18 protein-coding genes and 5 tRNA genes are annotated in these 14,825 nt (G+C 40.8%); 1 reads left to right on the plus strand and 22 read right to left on the minus strand.

Translation table 11 applies throughout. The annotated features are described in order from the left end of the window. Window positions 1-93 precede the first annotated feature (93 nt). The 6 genes from rplJ to AC0UA9_RS04880 all read right to left on the minus strand — a co-directional run bounded on the left by rplJ (window position 94) and on the right by AC0UA9_RS04880 (window position 3,462). Complete coding sequence (gene rplJ, locus AC0UA9_RS04855) at window positions 94-588, minus strand: 50S ribosomal protein L10 (protein WP_475657806.1); 495 nt, start codon at window positions 586-588, stop codon at window positions 94-96. A 364-nt stretch (window positions 589-952) separates the two neighbouring features. Next, window positions 953-1,651 (minus strand): 50S ribosomal protein L1, encoded by a 699-nt coding sequence (gene rplA, locus AC0UA9_RS04860; RefSeq protein ID WP_475657807.1) that lies wholly within the window; start codon window positions 1,649-1,651, stop codon window positions 953-955. Window positions 1,652-1,654: 3 nt separating this feature from the next. Then, complete coding sequence (rplK, locus tag AC0UA9_RS04865) at window positions 1,655-2,083, minus strand: 50S ribosomal protein L11 (RefSeq protein WP_475657809.1); 429 nt, start codon at window positions 2,081-2,083, stop codon at window positions 1,655-1,657. Between the two features lie 240 nt (window positions 2,084-2,323). Next, window positions 2,324-2,935, minus strand: coding sequence for a transcription termination/antitermination protein NusG (gene nusG / locus AC0UA9_RS04870; RefSeq protein WP_475657810.1), 612 nt, complete (start codon window positions 2,933-2,935; stop codon window positions 2,324-2,326). Then, window positions 2,935-3,318 carry a preprotein translocase subunit SecE gene (secE, locus tag AC0UA9_RS04875; RefSeq protein ID WP_475657812.1) on the minus strand — a complete coding sequence of 128 codons (384 nt, stop codon included), beginning with the start codon at window positions 3,316-3,318 and terminating at the stop codon, window positions 2,935-2,937. The genes nusG and secE overlap by 1 nt, the downstream gene beginning before the upstream one ends. A gap of 67 nt (window positions 3,319-3,385) precedes the next feature. After that, a tRNA-Trp gene (locus AC0UA9_RS04880) sits at window positions 3,386-3,462 on the minus strand. Window positions 3,463-3,805: 343 nt separating this feature from the next. Here AC0UA9_RS04880 and AC0UA9_RS04885 point away from each other — a divergent pair. After that, window positions 3,806-4,441 carry a YiaD family glycine zipper/OmpA-like lipoprotein gene (locus AC0UA9_RS04885; protein ID WP_475657814.1) on the plus strand — a complete coding sequence of 212 codons (636 nt, stop codon included), beginning with the start codon at window positions 3,806-3,808 and terminating at the stop codon, window positions 4,439-4,441. A 98-nt stretch (window positions 4,442-4,539) separates the two neighbouring features. Here the strand turns inward: AC0UA9_RS04885 and AC0UA9_RS04890 are convergent, their stop codons facing one another. The 16 genes from AC0UA9_RS04890 to rplB form a co-directional block, all read right to left on the minus strand. Further along, on the minus strand, window positions 4,540-6,252 hold the full coding sequence (locus AC0UA9_RS04890) for a potassium/proton antiporter (RefSeq protein WP_475657815.1): 1,713 nt from the start codon (window positions 6,250-6,252) through the stop codon (window positions 4,540-4,542). Between the two features lie 603 nt (window positions 6,253-6,855). Beyond that, complete coding sequence (gene tuf / locus AC0UA9_RS04895; RefSeq protein ID WP_475657788.1) at window positions 6,856-8,040, minus strand: elongation factor Tu; 1,185 nt, start codon at window positions 8,038-8,040, stop codon at window positions 6,856-6,858. A 96-nt stretch (window positions 8,041-8,136) separates the two neighbouring features. Next, window positions 8,137-8,212: transfer RNA gene (locus AC0UA9_RS04900), tRNA-Thr, on the minus strand. Window positions 8,213-8,228: 16 nt separating this feature from the next. After that, window positions 8,229-8,303 (minus strand) — tRNA-Gly (locus AC0UA9_RS04905). Window positions 8,304-8,365: 62 nt separating this feature from the next. Further along, window positions 8,366-8,450, minus strand: a tRNA-Tyr gene (locus AC0UA9_RS04910). Window positions 8,451-8,490: 40 nt separating this feature from the next. Further along, a tRNA-Thr gene (locus AC0UA9_RS04915) sits at window positions 8,491-8,566 on the minus strand. A 149-nt stretch (window positions 8,567-8,715) separates the two neighbouring features. Next, the gene (locus AC0UA9_RS04920; protein ID WP_475657816.1) at window positions 8,716-9,438 is read right to left on the minus strand and encodes a type III pantothenate kinase; all 723 of its coding nucleotides are present in this window, start codon (window positions 9,436-9,438) and stop codon (window positions 8,716-8,718) included. Next, window positions 9,435-10,424, minus strand: coding sequence for a bifunctional biotin--[acetyl-CoA-carboxylase] ligase/biotin operon repressor BirA (birA, locus tag AC0UA9_RS04925; protein WP_475657818.1), 990 nt, complete (start codon window positions 10,422-10,424; stop codon window positions 9,435-9,437). Before birA ends, AC0UA9_RS04920 begins: the two co-directional genes overlap by 4 nt. 1 nt (window position 10,425) lies before the next feature. Next, on the minus strand, window positions 10,426-11,475 hold the full coding sequence (gene murB, locus AC0UA9_RS04930) for a UDP-N-acetylmuramate dehydrogenase (protein WP_475657820.1): 1,050 nt from the start codon (window positions 11,473-11,475) through the stop codon (window positions 10,426-10,428). A gap of 217 nt (window positions 11,476-11,692) precedes the next feature. Further along, window positions 11,693-11,944 (minus strand): 30S ribosomal protein S17, encoded by a 252-nt coding sequence (rpsQ, locus tag AC0UA9_RS04935; protein ID WP_475657823.1) that lies wholly within the window; start codon window positions 11,942-11,944, stop codon window positions 11,693-11,695. Further along, window positions 11,944-12,135 (minus strand): 50S ribosomal protein L29, encoded by a 192-nt coding sequence (gene rpmC / locus AC0UA9_RS04940; protein ID WP_159821672.1) that lies wholly within the window; start codon window positions 12,133-12,135, stop codon window positions 11,944-11,946. Before rpmC ends, rpsQ begins: the two co-directional genes overlap by 1 nt. Next, window positions 12,135-12,548, minus strand: coding sequence for a 50S ribosomal protein L16 (gene rplP, locus AC0UA9_RS04945; protein ID WP_475657825.1), 414 nt, complete (start codon window positions 12,546-12,548; stop codon window positions 12,135-12,137). Before rplP ends, rpmC begins: the two co-directional genes overlap by 1 nt. Window positions 12,549-12,560: 12 nt before the next feature. After that, window positions 12,561-13,256 (minus strand): 30S ribosomal protein S3, encoded by a 696-nt coding sequence (gene rpsC / locus AC0UA9_RS04950; protein WP_475657827.1) that lies wholly within the window; start codon window positions 13,254-13,256, stop codon window positions 12,561-12,563. 12 nt (window positions 13,257-13,268) lie between these two features. Continuing rightward, window positions 13,269-13,601, minus strand: coding sequence for a 50S ribosomal protein L22 (rplV, locus tag AC0UA9_RS04955; RefSeq protein ID WP_475657830.1), 333 nt, complete (start codon window positions 13,599-13,601; stop codon window positions 13,269-13,271). A gap of 11 nt (window positions 13,602-13,612) precedes the next feature. Continuing rightward, a complete protein-coding gene (gene rpsS, locus AC0UA9_RS04960; protein ID WP_011041718.1) occupies window positions 13,613-13,888 on the minus strand; it encodes a 30S ribosomal protein S19 in 276 nt (91 codons plus the stop codon). Window positions 13,889-13,991: 103 nt separating this feature from the next. Continuing rightward, window positions 13,992-14,816: a 50S ribosomal protein L2 gene (gene rplB / locus AC0UA9_RS04965; protein ID WP_475657833.1), complete on the minus strand. Its 825-nt coding sequence runs from the start codon at window positions 14,814-14,816 to the stop codon at window positions 13,992-13,994. Window positions 14,817-14,825 lie beyond the last annotated feature (9 nt).

Genomic DNA, 14,825 nt, shown 5'->3' on the forward strand with positions numbered 1-14,825 from the left:
AAACAGGCCATTTTTACTTTTTATAAGCAATAAAGCACTATTTGAAATAACTATAAATAAAAAGCTTGGTTATAAGCATTATGCTTAAATAACCTAGGCAGCTTCTTGTTCTTTCTGATCGCGAACTGCAGCAATCGTGCGGACTAATTTGCCTGCAGATGCTTCTTTCATAGCGCTCATTAAACGGGCAATTGCTTCGTCGTAAGTTGGTAGCTTAGCTAACATATTTACGTCTACTACATTACCTTCAAATGCTGCTGCTTTTAATACAAAGTTTTCGTTAGTTTTAGCGAAATCTGTGAATAAACGTGCAGCGGCACCTGGATGTTCGTTTGAAAATGCAATTAGTGTAGGGCCTGTAAATGTGTCATTAACACACTCAAATTCCGTACCTGCTACCGCACGACGTGCTAAGGTATTACGGATAACTTTCATCCATACACCGTTTTCACGTGCTTGCTTACGTAACACTGTAATTGCTTCAACTGTCACACCGCGAGTGTTCGCGACAACAGCCGATTGAGCGCCAGCGGCAGCTTCTTGAACTTCAGCAACAATTGCTTTTTTGTCATCAAGATTGATAGCCATTGGCTTTAACTCCTGGTTCACCGGGTATCTAAAGATAAGCACCGGTATTTACAATCCCTAGCGTACATAATTGTATACTAGGCCATTACGGCGAGGACCAGAATTTAAGGAAAATATCTGGGTAATCACCATCTACGTAGGAAATTAAGTTTTTATTTTCATCAGAGAGCCAGAAGGCAAACCTATCCAATAAAAACTCCTACGGTCTTGGACGGGGGTCATGTCATTGTTATACAATAGATTTATCGTCTACAAGGTAACGACATAACTCCTACCAAAATTTAAGAGGCGGAATTATAGGTTATAATTTCGCCTTTGTAAAGCATCAACAATAAGCTTTACTGATCAATATTCTAGACTAAAACTAAGCTTGAGATAAGCTAGCTTGGTTGATGGCAACGCCAGCACCCATAGTAGTAGAAAGTGATACTTTCTTGATGTATTGACCTTTAGCATTTGCTGGTTTTGCTTTTTTAAGCGCTTCTAACAAAAACTCTAAGTTGGCTTGCAACTGTTCAGGTTCAAAATCAGCCTTACCGATAGTCGTATGGATGATACCGTTCTTGTCGTTACGGTAGCGAACTTGACCAGACTTAGCGTTTTTAACAGCGCCAGCTACGTCAGGTGTTACAGTACCAACTTTAGGGTTAGGCATTAAGCCACGCGGGCCTAAAATTTGACCTAATTGACCAACAACACGCATTGCATCTGGCGAAGCAATAACAACGTCGAAGTTCATTTCACCAGCTTTTACTTGCTCAGCTAGGTCTTCCATGCCAACAACGTCAGCACCGGCTTCTTTAGCTTTCTCTGCGTTTGCACCTTGTGTAAATACAGCAACGCGTACTTCACGACCAGTACCATTAGGTAACACGGCAGCACCACGAACGTTTTGATCTGATTTACGAGCATCAATACCAAGATTTACAGCAACGTCTACACTTTCACGGAACTTTGCGGTAGCAAATTCTTTTAATAAAGAAACCGCTTCATTGATATCGTATTCTTTTGTTACGTCTACTTTTTCACGGATAAGACGAGCGCGTTTTGTTAATTTAGTCATTGATTAGTCCTCTACCACTAAACCCATTGAACGAGCAGAGCCCGCAATGGTACGCACTGCAGCTTCTAATGAACCAGCAGTTAAATCAGGTTCTTTTGCCTTAACAATTTCTTCAACTTGGGCTGTAGTTACAGTACCCACTTTTTCAGTGTTAGGACGACCAGAGCCGCTTTTCACGCCCGCTGCTTTTAATAACAAATAAGCGGCAGGTGGAGTTTTAGTTTCGAATGTGAACGAACGGTCATTATAAACAGTAATTACTACTGGAACCGGAGCGCCTTTATCTAGAGAGTCTGTTTTGGCGTTGAACGCTTTACAGAATTCCATAATATTCACACCGTGTTGACCTAATGCAGGACCAACTGGGGGTGACGGGTTAGCTGCGCCAGCAGCTACTTGAAGCTTGATTAAAGCTTGGACTTTCTTAGCCATTTTTAAATACCTTTATTGTGGGTAGTTAGCGCTAATTACTGTGTAACAGCTTTCGCTTCCCTGTTTACTAAACAATATTTTATTAAAAAAACATGCATTTAGGCCGCGATAAAAAAACGCGGTAGCGGATTATATATCAATCACTCGACAAGTTTCAAGTGTTTTTTACCACGCAATACAATACACATAAAAAACCAAAGATAGACTTTGGTTTTTTTCTCAGCCATTTGCTTAAAAAGCTTAGCTTCCTTTTTCCACTTGGCCAAATTCAAGGTCTACTGGGGTTGAACGCCCGAAAATAAGCACTGATACTTTAATTCTGTTTTTCTCATAGTCTAGTTCTTCAACTACCCCATTAAAGTCAGCAAACGGTCCTTCAATAACACGAATAACTTCACCTGGTTCAAACAAGGTTTTAGGCTTAGGCTTATCTGTATCAACTAAACGCTGTAGAATTCGATCGGCTTCTTTTTGCGTAATAGGCGCAGGTCTTTCGTTAGTACCACCAATAAAACCAAGTACTCTTGGAACACTTTTAACTAAGTGCCATGATTCATCGTCTAATTCCATGTGAACTAACACATAACCAGGGAAGAATTTACGAGAGCTTTTACGTTTTTGTCCCGCTCGCATCTCAACAACTTCTTCTGTCGGTACTAAAACTTCGCCAAATTTATCTTGCAAACCATTAATTTCAATGTGCTCTAGCAATGTTTTTTGAACACGACCCTCATAGCCAGAAAAAGCTTGTACCACGTACCATCTTAGCTTGGGGTTTTGATTTGCTGCTTTTTCTTCTGTGTCTTCGCCTTTAGCGCCATCAACAGAATCTTCAATAAAATCTTCTGACATTATAATACCTTCATACCTGTAATTAATCCGACCACCCAGAAAAGGACAGAGTCTAAGCCCCAAAGCAATAATGACATTAATAATGTTACTACCAAAACGATACCCGTTGTTTGAATAGCCTCTTGGCGTGTTGGCCAAACAACTTTACGCACTTCAGTTCGTGCTTCTTTAGCAAAGGCAAAAGCAGTGCGACCTTTTAATGTTTGCAGCGCAATTAAGCCTGCAACGCCTACAGCAATTACAACACCAATCGCGCGTAATAGTGCTGACTCTTGACCGTAGTAAAAATTACCACCAATGGCGCCAATTAATAACAAGACAATTATGCCCCATTTTAGGCCGTCCAAAGAACTGCTTGGTTGCTCTTCTGTACTTGCATTCATATTTCTATCCGTCATTATCAAATTGGAAATTGCTTAAAACGCGTTTACCGCGATTTCTTTATCAAAGTGGCAGGGGTGGAGAGATTCGAACTCCCAACCGTCGGTTTTGGAGACCGCTGTTCTACCAATTGGAACTACACCCCTACTTTTACCAAGTTTATTAGCCGTGTTATTAAGTTAACTGGTTAATGTAATTGGCATTACTTTAGTTGATTAAATTATTTGGCCAAAGTAATAGTTACACTCATCGGGTGAATCTTAGTGTTGTTTGGGAATTAAGAGAAACTCGAGAAGTGAGGCGCTATTATACGCAGCCAAGCACATTACTCAAGATTTATTTGCAACATAATCGCCAGACGCTAGTAGACACTAGGGAGGATAATGTATACTTGCGTCTATAATCATGCCAAGCGTATTTACTGCCTTTATATTTCTCACTATTCCAATTTTCATTAACTTTTTATATTATTTCAATCAAGGTGCTATTATGTTTTTTAAAAAATCTTTGCTTTCAATTATCGTGTCTTCTCTTATTCTTTCAGGTTGTGCTTCCACGGCAAGTAACACAGAAAAAGGCGTTGCAATTGGTGCTGTAGCCGGTGCTGTACTAGGCAAATCAACCAGTAACCATAAAAACAAACGTTTGGTTTGGGGCGCTGCCATTGGGGCACTCGCAGGTGCTGCCATTGGTAGTTATATGGACCAACAAGAAGAAGCTTTTAGAGAGGAGTTATCAGGCTCAGGTATTGATATTGTTCGTGAAGGTGACAATATACGATTAATTATGCCGTCTAACATTACGTTTGCCACTAACCAGTCTTATATTACTTCTGGCTTCCATACAACCTTAGACGATGTTGCAACTGTGTTACTAAAATTTGATAAAACCTTATTGAGCATTGAAGGACATACCGATAACACGGGAAGCGCTACTTATAACCAAACGCTGTCAACTCAACGTGCTCAAAGTGTCAAAGACTACCTAACTAATAAAAGTATTCTACCGAGCCGTTTAAAAGTTACCGGTTATGGAGAAAGCATGCCATTAGTAGACAATAATACTGTAAAGAATCGTTCACTTAATCGCCGAGTAGAGATACAAATAATCCCTAATCAAGTTTAAGCTAGCTTTAGGGGCAAACTAACACTCAGTTTGCCCCTAACACAAACCGCATGAACACATGCCAGTTAAGGTAACCTTGTAGGCTACCTCGCTATAAATTACTTTTCGTCAACAATAATACCTACTGTAGTTATTCGTTGCTCTACCATTTCACGTGCATACAAACTCACATTGCCTAAATGAGCTGAAGCCCCTATATAAGCGTCGGTATCCAAATTAGATTTGATCAAATACTCTAACGTATCGTCAGCTTCACCTCTAATATTTATACCGTAAGAGTTTGCGATATCAGCTATGCTAGTATAGGCCTTTACCTTAAGTTCTCTGTCGGGTAGCCCTTCACTGTCACTGGCCAACTTACCTGAGAAAACAAAATCGACAAACGCACGCGTAATTGGCTTTAAGACAATAAATATCTGATCTTCCGCCTGTAAAAGCGTTGAGCCACGTGGCGGAATTACTTCATTGTCACGAGTGATCATCGCCATCACAGCATGTTCTGGCAGTGCTAAGTGAGATAGACGCCGACCAACTGCAGGTGATGATTTACCTAAGGTATATTCTACTATGTCTGCATCTACGTCGCCCAAGGCAGTAATTTCCAGTGTCGCTGCAGGGGTAATCGGTGGTGGTAAGGTTAACTTGAGTTTTCGCGCAACCCAAGACAAGCTTGAGCCCTGTAATGTTGCAGAAATTAATACCACGAAAAATACCACATTAAAAATAAGATCGGCTTCAGGTAAATCAAACATATACGGGAAAATAGCTAAAATAATCGGCACAGATCCTCTTAAGCCCACCCAAGACACTAATGATATTTCACGCAGATTAAAGCCAAAAAGTGCAAGCACAGGGATTACGGCCAGTGGTCTGGCGATAAAAATTAATACTAACGCAATTAACAGACCTTCAAACCATACCGCTAATAAAGATGTTGGAGTGATAAGTAAGCCAAGTACAACGAACATAGTTATTTGACTTAGCCAGGCTAAACCATCATGGAATAAAAAGGTACTTCGCTGAAAGACAAATCGGCTATTACCGATAACTACACCTGTAATAAAGACTGCGAGAAAACCACTACCACCAATATTTGCCGTAATACCAAAAGACAACATACCACAAGCAGCAACAAACACAGGATACAAGCCTGCTGCTAACAATTGAATTCGGTTAATTAATTTAACAGAAAGCCAGCCTACCACTAATCCAACAATGGCACCTAGCCCCATTTGAGATATAAACATGACCAACATGCCTGAGCCAGGTTTCATGTCATTAACCAGCACTTCTAACAAACCTACGGTGAGAAATATTGCCATGGGGTCGTTCGAGGCACTTTCTATTTCGAGGGTCGCTTTTAATTTCTTATTTAAGTGAATACCCGCATTTCTGAGTAATGAAAATACCGCTGCAGCATCTGTAGAGCCAACAATTGCCCCAAGCAGTAAACCATGCAGCAATGGAATATCTAAAATATACATAGCTGCAGTGCCCGTTAGCGCACCGGTAACTAACACCCCTAAAGTAGCAAGTGCTGAAGCAGGCTTCCATACCCGTTTTATTGCCGTAAATGGCGTCTGTAAGCCGCCATCAAACAAAATAATGGCGAGTGCTAAAGTACCTAAAGAATGCGCTGCTTCTTTATTATCAAATAAGATTCCGCCAGGCCCATCTTCACCGGCCAACATACCGACCAATAAAAAAAGCACTAAAACAGGCAAGCCTAAGCGTGCTGATAATTTACTCGATATGATACCAAGCAAGATCAGTACAGCCGCCAACAATATAATATGGTCAATTAAAAACATCTACATCCTCATTAATAGTCAATAAACGCAAAGAGCAACTTACTAACTTGGTGAACATTTATAGCAATTTCACTCATTATGTGGTCATTTATACTGATTAAAACAAGCCAATTAATAAATAAAAACTGATATAAGCTTCCTTGTGGAGATCATTCTATATTACATTTAACGTCAAAGGTTTTTATTTTTAAATTAGATACAACAGAAATGAACTTTATTTATAAGTAAAATAAATATTGCGTAAGCACAAATTATAAAACATAGAAAAGTGCAAAAACTTTTAAATGCTTTAGTGAGTTTGTTAAAGATTATCGTTGCCTATTAGAATATTACGCTAGGGCCATTGATAGCAACAGTTTATCAACTTTTTTAACCGCGTAATATTTTATTTAGCATTTATGGCTGACAACACATTTTTTATAGATCTTACGCTTTAGTGTAGGTAAGGCAAGTGAGTGTAAGTTTTGGCTGCTAGGTTTTCTTTAATAGGTAAACAAAAAAGGCCGTTTTCTAATTGAGATAGAAAACGACCTTTTCATTGATAACGCATTGATGTTTTATTCAATGCCGCTAACAAACATGCTAGCGCAAATTAATTATCAATTAAGATAAAATGGCTGAAACAACACCAGCACCAACTGTACGACCACCTTCACGGATTGCGAAGCGTAAACCTTCGTCCATCGCTACTGGGTTAATTAGCTCTACAACAAATTTCAAGTTGTCGCCTGGCATTACCATTTCTACACCTTCAGGTAGCTCTACTGAACCTGTGATGTCTGTTGTACGGAAGTAGAACTGTGGACGGTAGCCTTTAAAGAATGGCGTATGACGACCACCTTCATCTTTAGAAAGTACATAAACTTCTGATTCAAATTTCGTATGAGGTGAAATTGAACCTGGTGCACAAAGTACTTGACCACGTTCAACGTCTTCACGCTTAAGACCACGTAGAAGAACACCACAGTTCTCACCAGCACGACCTTCGTCAAGTAGCTTACGGAACATTTCTACACCAGTACACGTCGATGTTTGTGTCTCACGAATACCAACAATCTCTACTGTATCGCCTACTTTTACAATACCGCGCTCTACACGACCTGTTACAACCGTACCACGACCAGCAATTGAGAACACGTCTTCAATTGGCATGATGAAAGCACCATCAATAGCACGCTCTGGCTCTGGAATATAAGTGTCTAACTGGTCCGCAAGTTCAATGATTTTTGCTTCCCACTTCTCTTCGCCTTGTAACGCGCCTAAAGCAGACCCTTGAATTACAGGTAAGTCATCACCTGGGAAATCATATTCAGAAAGTAACTCACGGATTTCCATTTCTACTAATTCTAATAACTCTTCGTCGTCTACAACATCACATTTGTTCATAAAGACGATGATGTATGGAACACCAACTTGACGTGACAACAAGATATGCTCACGTGTTTGTGGCATTGGGCCGTCTGTTGCAGCAACAACTAAAATCGCGCCGTCCATTTGTGCAGCACCTGTGATCATGTTTTTAACGTAATCGGCATGGCCTGGACAGTCTACGTGTGCGTAGTGACGTGATTCTGTATCGTACTCAATGTGTGAAGTATTGATAGTAATACCACGCTCACGCTCTTCTGGTGCATTATCGATTTGTGTGAAATCTTTAACATCACCACCGTGAACTTTTGTTAATACCGCAGAGATAGCGGCTGTTAATGTTGTTTTACCGTGGTCAACGTGTCCGATAGTACCAACGTTAAGATGCGGTTTACTACGTTCAAATTTTTCTTTAGCCATTTTAAAATACCTCTGGGTATAGAATTAAGTTTATTTTACGTTTACTTTTTTAGCATAAATAATGTTAGAAATAACGGAATAGATTCATCTAAGGAATGGTGCTGATAGGCAGATTCGAACTGCCGACCTCACCCTTACCAAGGGTGCGCTCTACCAACTGAGCCATATCAGCATTCATATACAAAGATTGGAGCGGGTGGCGGGAATCGAACCCGCTTCATCAGCTTGGAAGGCTGAGGTAATAGCCAGTATACGACACCCGCTAATTCTATCAGATTATCTCTGTTTAGACCTCTACTTGCAAGACAAGCAAAAGTCAAAAATATGGTGGAGGGAGGTGGATTCGAACCACCGAAGGCGGAGCCGTCAGATTTACAGTCTGATCCCTTTGGCCACTCGGGAACCCCTCCAGTATATTTACCTAGTTCACTTACAGTGAAATAGTATTAATGGTGCCGACTGCCGGAGTCGAACTGGCGACCTACTGATTACAAGTCAGTTGCTCTACCAACTGAGCTAAGTCGGCACTACATTAAGTGGTGCGAATTCTAGAGTAATGTTTTGCCCCTTGCAAGTCCAATTTTCAAAAAGATTGATGTTTTTTATACTTTGTCGAAAGTTTCGTGCTCGTTTGGTGTTTTTTTATCCAAAGCCGCTGCTTTTATCACCTTCAACTTATAGATAAGCTTGTAATCCATGAAAAACAAGTTCTTCAATTACCTTATGCTTATGGGTAAGTAATGGAGCAAGTAAATGACTGTTGCCACCTGTTAATATGATCTCATTCAAAGTTAAGCCTTGTTGCTGGATTGCTACTATCGCCAAATGAATTGCACCAACTGTCGCTGCCCATGCAGCATTATGGACATTTTCAGATGTATTCCTACCAAAAGCGATACTTTCTGTTTCGTCAGCATTTGCCTGTACTTGCGATGTATCCGCTAAAACACTGCTGATAAGGGTTTTTATACCAGCTAAAATCCAACCGCCTTGATGTTGGCCGGTCGCTGTTAAAAAATCTACTGTTGTGGCTGTTCCCGCATCAATAATAAGTACGTTCTTATTAGGATAGAGCTCTGCTACACCGACCAATGCTAACCATCGGTCGACCCCTAATTGGCTCGGGTTTTCATAACCAGAGATCACGGTTTTTTTTTCTGTCTCGCTCATCACTCGCTGATAAACGACATTGTTGAACTTGCACCAAGCAGTTATTGTTTCGGTTATAGTTTCATTACCTACGCTTGCCACAATAATTTTTGTGGCAAGTGCAAAGTTTTCATCGAAAAATGCCAGTGATAACGATTGGTTCAGTATGGCTTTAGGTGACGTTCTTTCCCCCTGCCGAGCAAAACAATATTTCGTGCGCGTGTTGCCGATATCAAGTAACACTATCACTGGTCACCTCTAAGACTCACTTCACCGCCATATATTGCATTAACCTTACCATCAACCTCTAACATTAATGCGCCTTGGGCATTAACACCACGACAAATCCCTTTAGTAGATTTTTCACCTGTTAGTAATTCGACCCGTTTATTTAAGTAATAATCTTGGGCATGCCATTCATCTAGCATTGTACTTAAGCCTTCAGTTTGGTGTTGGTTTAATCGTTGCAGTAAATGATAAATTAAATGCGCACTAAGTAAATTTCTGTCTAACTTGCTATCGCTATGGCTTTGTAAGTCCGTCCATTGCTGGTCAATTTTTGCACCAGCTTTTGCTGGCATATTCACATTTAAACCAATCCCAATAACACTATGGCTAGGCTCTAGTGCTTGCCCTTCTAAATCTATAAGGATTCCAGCGAGTTTTACGCCACCGATATAAATATCATTGGGCCATTTAAGTTGAACTCGAATAGCGGTTAACGCATAAACTGCATCACTCACCGCTAATGCCGCAACTAAACTAAGCCCCATTGCTGCAGAAAGGCCTTGCTCTAAATACCAATACACAGACAAGTAAATTTGCGAGCCAAATGGAGAAATCCATTGCCGCCCCCGACGGCCTCGACCTGCACTTTGAAATTCTGCTAAACATATTTGCCCCTGCGACAACTGGTGTGGTAAACGCCTTAATAAATAACTATTGGTTGAGTCAATTAAACTATGCACTTCTATCGCTGGCTTAATAACCGCTTTAGGCTGAAACAAGGAAAAAGCATCAACTATTTTCGATTGATTTAACAGCGTGAGTGGCTGCGATAGTTTATAACCCTTCCCTGTCACACTATAGATGTCTAGCTCCATCGCTATCAGTGCTTTAATGTGTTTTGAAATAGCGGTTCGGCTTATATTTAGCGCTTCACCTAATTTTTGACCCGAGACAAACTCGCCACTCGCAAGTGCTTTAAGCAGGTGCTCTCTCACAGCTTTCGCCATTTTAGTTACCCTTTTCTTTATTATCTAAGACCAACTCTGCAAGTGTGAGTTCTCCTTGCGCGGTTACCATACGAACTTCTGGTGATAATAATATGTTAAATTTTTCAAATACCTTCTGCTGTACAAACAAGGCTAAAGCGACAATATCTTTACCGTAATCACTGGTATAGTTAACTAAAACCAGTGCTTGGTGTTGGTGCACACCTACACCGTTAGCGCTGTAACCTTTTAATCCAGCTTGTTCGATTAACCAACCGGCCGCTAGCTTAACTTGGCCATTTTCTTGAGGATAAAAAGGCACAGTTGTCTCACTCGCTTTTAGTTGTGCTAGTTTTTCTGAGGACACTAGGGGGTTTTTAAAAAAACTCCCAGCATTCGCTAATATATTAGGATCGGGTAATTTCGCCTGTCGGAGGCTAATCACTTTTTCCATAATCATTTTTGCACTAGCGTTATGACCTAACTCATTCAGGCCTGCATAAGACACATTCGCTTTCCATGCTTTAGGTAGCTTAAAAACCACCTCAGTGATAATGCCTTTATTATAAAGCGCACCTTTAAAAATGCTGTGTCGGTAAGCAAAGTGACAGGCGCTATTATCAAGCACTTTAACTGACTGACTCGCAAACTCATACCATTTTACTTGTTCACACACATCGGAGAATTCAACTCCGTAGGCACCAATATTTTGCACCGGCGCTGCTCCAACACTACCGGGGATTAAAGCAAGGTTTTCTAAACCATTAATGCCACGTTCAATACATAAACAGACCAAGTCATGCCAATTTTCAGCTGCCCCCGCTGTCACTGTGTAGCTATCTTCAGTTTCTATTATGTTGATGCCTTTAAACGCGGGCTTAATGATAATCGGCGCTTGGGTGTCAACAAATAAGGTATTACTGCCATCACCAAGAATATAAAAAGCGTTCAAAGAAAGCTGAGGCAATTGCTTTAAATCTGCCAGTGTCTTAGGTAAGTAAACAACGGGTGACATGCACTTAACGTGAAAACTATTATTATTCTGTAAAGAAAACTGCTTATTCAATTTCATAGCGATACTATTGTTTACCCTAAATACGGTTATTGTACTTAATATTAAAACCAACACCAGAGAAAGCCTGCTTTGAATTAGAATTTGATCTTTTCACTGGCCATAAAAACAAAAAACCCTTATCAAGTAAATGATAAGGGTTTTATATAGTATCTCGCCAATAGTACTGAATATTTTGCGTAAAACACTCAGTGCTATTAAAAACTAATCTGTTCGATTAAGCTTTTACAACAACATCAACTAATTTCCAGCTTTTAGACTTAGAAATTGGTGCACATTCAGCGATAGTGACTACATCACCTTCGTTACATACGTTAGCTTCATCATGTGCTTTCAACTTAGTTGAGCGCGTGATGTACTTACCGTATATAGGGTGCTTAACGCGACGTTCAATCATTACAACGATAGACTTATCCATCTTGTTACTGACAACAACGCCTTGTACTGTGCGGATTTTAACTTCGCTCATTACTTACCTGCCTTTTCAGTGATGATAGTCTTAACACGTGCAATATTGCGACGTACAGTTCTTAGCAAATGAGTTTGTGCTAATTGACCAGTGCTTGCTTGCATGCGGTAGTTAAACTGCTCACGTAGAAGCTCTAGTAATTCAGCATTAAGCTCTTCGATGCTTTTTGCTTTTAGTTCACTAGCTTTCATTACATTACCGTCCTAGTTACGAAGGTAGTTTTAAACGGAAGTTTAGCTGCAGCTAAAGCAAAAGCTTCACGAGCTAACTCTTCAGAAACACCTTCCATTTCATAAAGAACACGACCAGGAAGAATTTGGCATACCCAATATTCTACTGAACCCTTACCCTTACCCATACGAACCTCAAGTGGCTTTTTGGTAATTGGTTTATCAGGGAACACGCGTATCCAGATTTTACCTTGACGTTTAACATGACGAGTCATGGCACGACGACCGGCTTCAATTTGGCGCGCAGTCAAACGACCACGGTCAACCGATTTCAAACCGAAAGTACCGAAGCTAACTGAACTACCAACCTGTGAAAGACCACGGTTACGTAGTTTAAATTGCTTACGGAATTTAGTACGTTTTGGTTGTAACATTACTGATTCCTCTTACTTCGCTTTGCGGTTGTTCTTTCTTTTAGGTTTAGCCGCTGGTTGCTCTGCCACAAGTGGCATTTTACCAATGATTTCACCTTTAAAGATCCAAACTTTAATACCAATTACACCATAAGTCGTGTCGCCACGCGCAATGGCGTAGTCGATATCAGCACGTAATGTATGCAAAGGTACACGACCTTCACGATACCATTCAGCACGTGCAATATCAGCGCCGCCTAAACGACCGCTAACTTGAACTTTGATACCCTTAGCACCTAAACGCATAGCGTTTTGCACTGCACGCTTCATCGCGCGACGGAACATAACACGACGCTCTAATTGACTAGCAATACTGTCAGCAACTAGCTGCGCATCCATTTCTGGCTTACGTACTTCAGCGATGTTGATTTGAGCAGGAACACCAGCAATTTTAGATACAGCTAAACGTAATTTCTCAACATCTTCGCCTTTCTTACCAATAACAACACCTGGGCGAGCCGTGTGAATTGTTACGCGGATAGATTTAGCTGGACGTTCGATCACTACTTTAGATAATGATGCGCGTTTAAGCTTCTCTGTTAAAAATTCGCGAACCTTGTGGTCGCCGTCTAAGTTGCTAGCAAACTCTTTATTGTTAGCAAACCAAGTAGACGCAAAAGGTTTCGTGATACCTAAGCGAATACCGTTAGGATGAACTTTTTGACCCATACTAATATACTCCTAAGAATCAGACACGATCACAGTAATGTGACTTGTGCGCTTAATGATGCGATCGGCTCGGCCTTTCGCGCGTGGCATAATACGCTTCATTGTAGGACCATCGTCAATCAAAATTGTTTTAACGAATAATTCATCAATGTCTGCACCTTCGTTGTGCTCGGCATTAGCAATCGCTGAGTTAAGTACTTTTATAACTAAGTCAGCCGCAGATTTGTTGCTGTAAGTTAAAATTTCAAGTGCTTTCTCAACGTGTTCACCGCGGATTTGATCCGCAACTAAACGTGCTTTTTGCGCAGAGCCGCGGGCAAATTTATGTATAGCAATAGCTTCCATTTAACTTCCCCTTACTTCTTCGCTTTCTTATCAGCGACATGACCGCGATAAGTACGAGTTGGTGCAAATTCTCCTAATTTGTGACCGATCATTTCTTCGGTTACAAATACAGGAACGTGTTGACGGCCATTATGGACAGCTATGGTCAATCCGATCATCGTTGGGATGATCATTGAACGACGGGACCAAGTTTTAATTGGCTTTTTATTCCCGCTTTCCACCGCTTTCTCTACCTTCGTCAACAAGTGTAGGTCTATAAAAGGACCTTTCTTGAGGGAACGTGGCATGGTGATTCCTTAATTATCATTACCCTAATTATCGTTTTTAATTTATCAACCTATTGTTGATGCAAACTTTCGATAATTATGAGTATTTAGTTTAATACACTAATTACTTAGTGCGACGACGTACGATAAATTTATCAGTACGTTTGTTTGAACGAGTCTTGTAACCTTTAGTCGGTACACCCCAAGGCGATACCGGATGACGACCGCCTGATGATTTACCTTCACCACCACCGTGTGGGTGGTCAACTGGGTTCATAACAACACCACGAACTGTTGGACGAACACCGCGCCATCTAGAGGCACCAGCTTTACCCAAAGAGCGAAGCATGTGTTCACCATTGCCGATTTCACCTAAAGTAGCACGACAATCTGCTTCGATTTTACGAATCTCGCCAGAGCGAAGACGTAAAGTAACGTAAGCACCATCTTTCGCAACTAATTGTGCGTAAGTACCAGCAGCACGAGCAATTTGCGCGCCCTTACCTGGTTTAAGTTCGATTGCATGTACAACGCTACCTAATGGTGCGTTGCGTAATGGCATAGCATTACCTGCTTTAATAGGTGCATCAACACCAGACTGGATAGAATCACCAGCTGTTAAGCCTTTAGGGGCTAAGATGTAACGACGCTCACCGTCAGCATATAATACTAAAGCAATGTTAGCGCTGCGATTAGGATCGTATTCTAAACGTTCAATTTTCGCAGGAATACCATCTTTATTACGCTTAAAGTCAACAATACGGTAATGTTGCTTATGACCACCGCCAATATGACGAACGGTAATACGACCATGCTTATTACGACCACCAGATTTAGACTGAGAGTCTAATAATGGTGCATAAGGCTTACCTTTATGAAGCTCTTGGTTTACCACTTTAACTAGGTGACGACGACCCGGAGAAGTTGGTTTACATTTTACAATAGCCATTTTAACTAC

It is taken from the genome of Colwellia sp. F1 (assembly GCF_056238625.1).

Excerpts from the sequence above, each read along its gene's own strand:
- rplJ (WP_475657806.1), bottom strand. The coding sequence starts at position 588 with ATGGCTATCAATCTTGATGACAAAAAAGCAATTGTTGCTGAAGTTCAA.
- rplA (WP_475657807.1), bottom strand. The coding sequence starts at position 1,651 with ATGACTAAATTAACAAAACGCGCTCGTCTTATCCGTGAAAAAGTAGAC.
- rplK (WP_475657809.1), bottom strand. The coding sequence starts at position 2,083 with ATGGCTAAGAAAGTCCAAGCTTTAATCAAGCTTCAAGTAGCTGCTGGC.
- nusG (WP_475657810.1), bottom strand. The coding sequence starts at position 2,935 with ATGTCAGAAGATTTTATTGAAGATTCTGTTGATGGCGCTAAAGGCGAA.
- secE (WP_475657812.1), bottom strand. The coding sequence starts at position 3,318 with ATGAATGCAAGTACAGAAGAGCAACCAAGCAGTTCTTTGGACGGCCTA.
- AC0UA9_RS04885 (WP_475657814.1), top strand. The coding sequence starts at position 3,806 with ATGTTTTTTAAAAAATCTTTGCTTTCAATTATCGTGTCTTCTCTTATT.
- AC0UA9_RS04890 (WP_475657815.1), bottom strand. The coding sequence starts at position 6,252 with ATGTTTTTAATTGACCATATTATATTGTTGGCGGCTGTACTGATCTTG.
- tuf (WP_475657788.1), bottom strand. The coding sequence starts at position 8,040 with ATGGCTAAAGAAAAATTTGAACGTAGTAAACCGCATCTTAACGTTGGT.
- birA (WP_475657818.1), bottom strand. The coding sequence starts at position 10,424 with ATGGCGAAAGCTGTGAGAGAGCACCTGCTTAAAGCACTTGCGAGTGGC.
- murB (WP_475657820.1), bottom strand. The coding sequence starts at position 11,475 with ATGAAATTGAATAAGCAGTTTTCTTTACAGAATAATAATAGTTTTCAC.
- rpsQ (WP_475657823.1), bottom strand. The coding sequence starts at position 11,944 with ATGAGCGAAGTTAAAATCCGCACAGTACAAGGCGTTGTTGTCAGTAAC.
- rpmC (WP_159821672.1), bottom strand. The coding sequence starts at position 12,135 with ATGAAAGCTAGTGAACTAAAAGCAAAAAGCATCGAAGAGCTTAATGCT.
- rplP (WP_475657825.1), bottom strand. The coding sequence starts at position 12,548 with ATGTTACAACCAAAACGTACTAAATTCCGTAAGCAATTTAAACTACGT.
- rpsC (WP_475657827.1), bottom strand. The coding sequence starts at position 13,256 with ATGGGTCAAAAAGTTCATCCTAACGGTATTCGCTTAGGTATCACGAAA.
- rplV (WP_475657830.1), bottom strand. The coding sequence starts at position 13,601 with ATGGAAGCTATTGCTATACATAAATTTGCCCGCGGCTCTGCGCAAAAA.
- rpsS (WP_011041718.1), bottom strand. The coding sequence starts at position 13,888 with ATGCCACGTTCCCTCAAGAAAGGTCCTTTTATAGACCTACACTTGTTG.
- rplB (WP_475657833.1), bottom strand. The coding sequence starts at position 14,816 with ATGGCTATTGTAAAATGTAAACCAACTTCTCCGGGTCGTCGTCACCTA.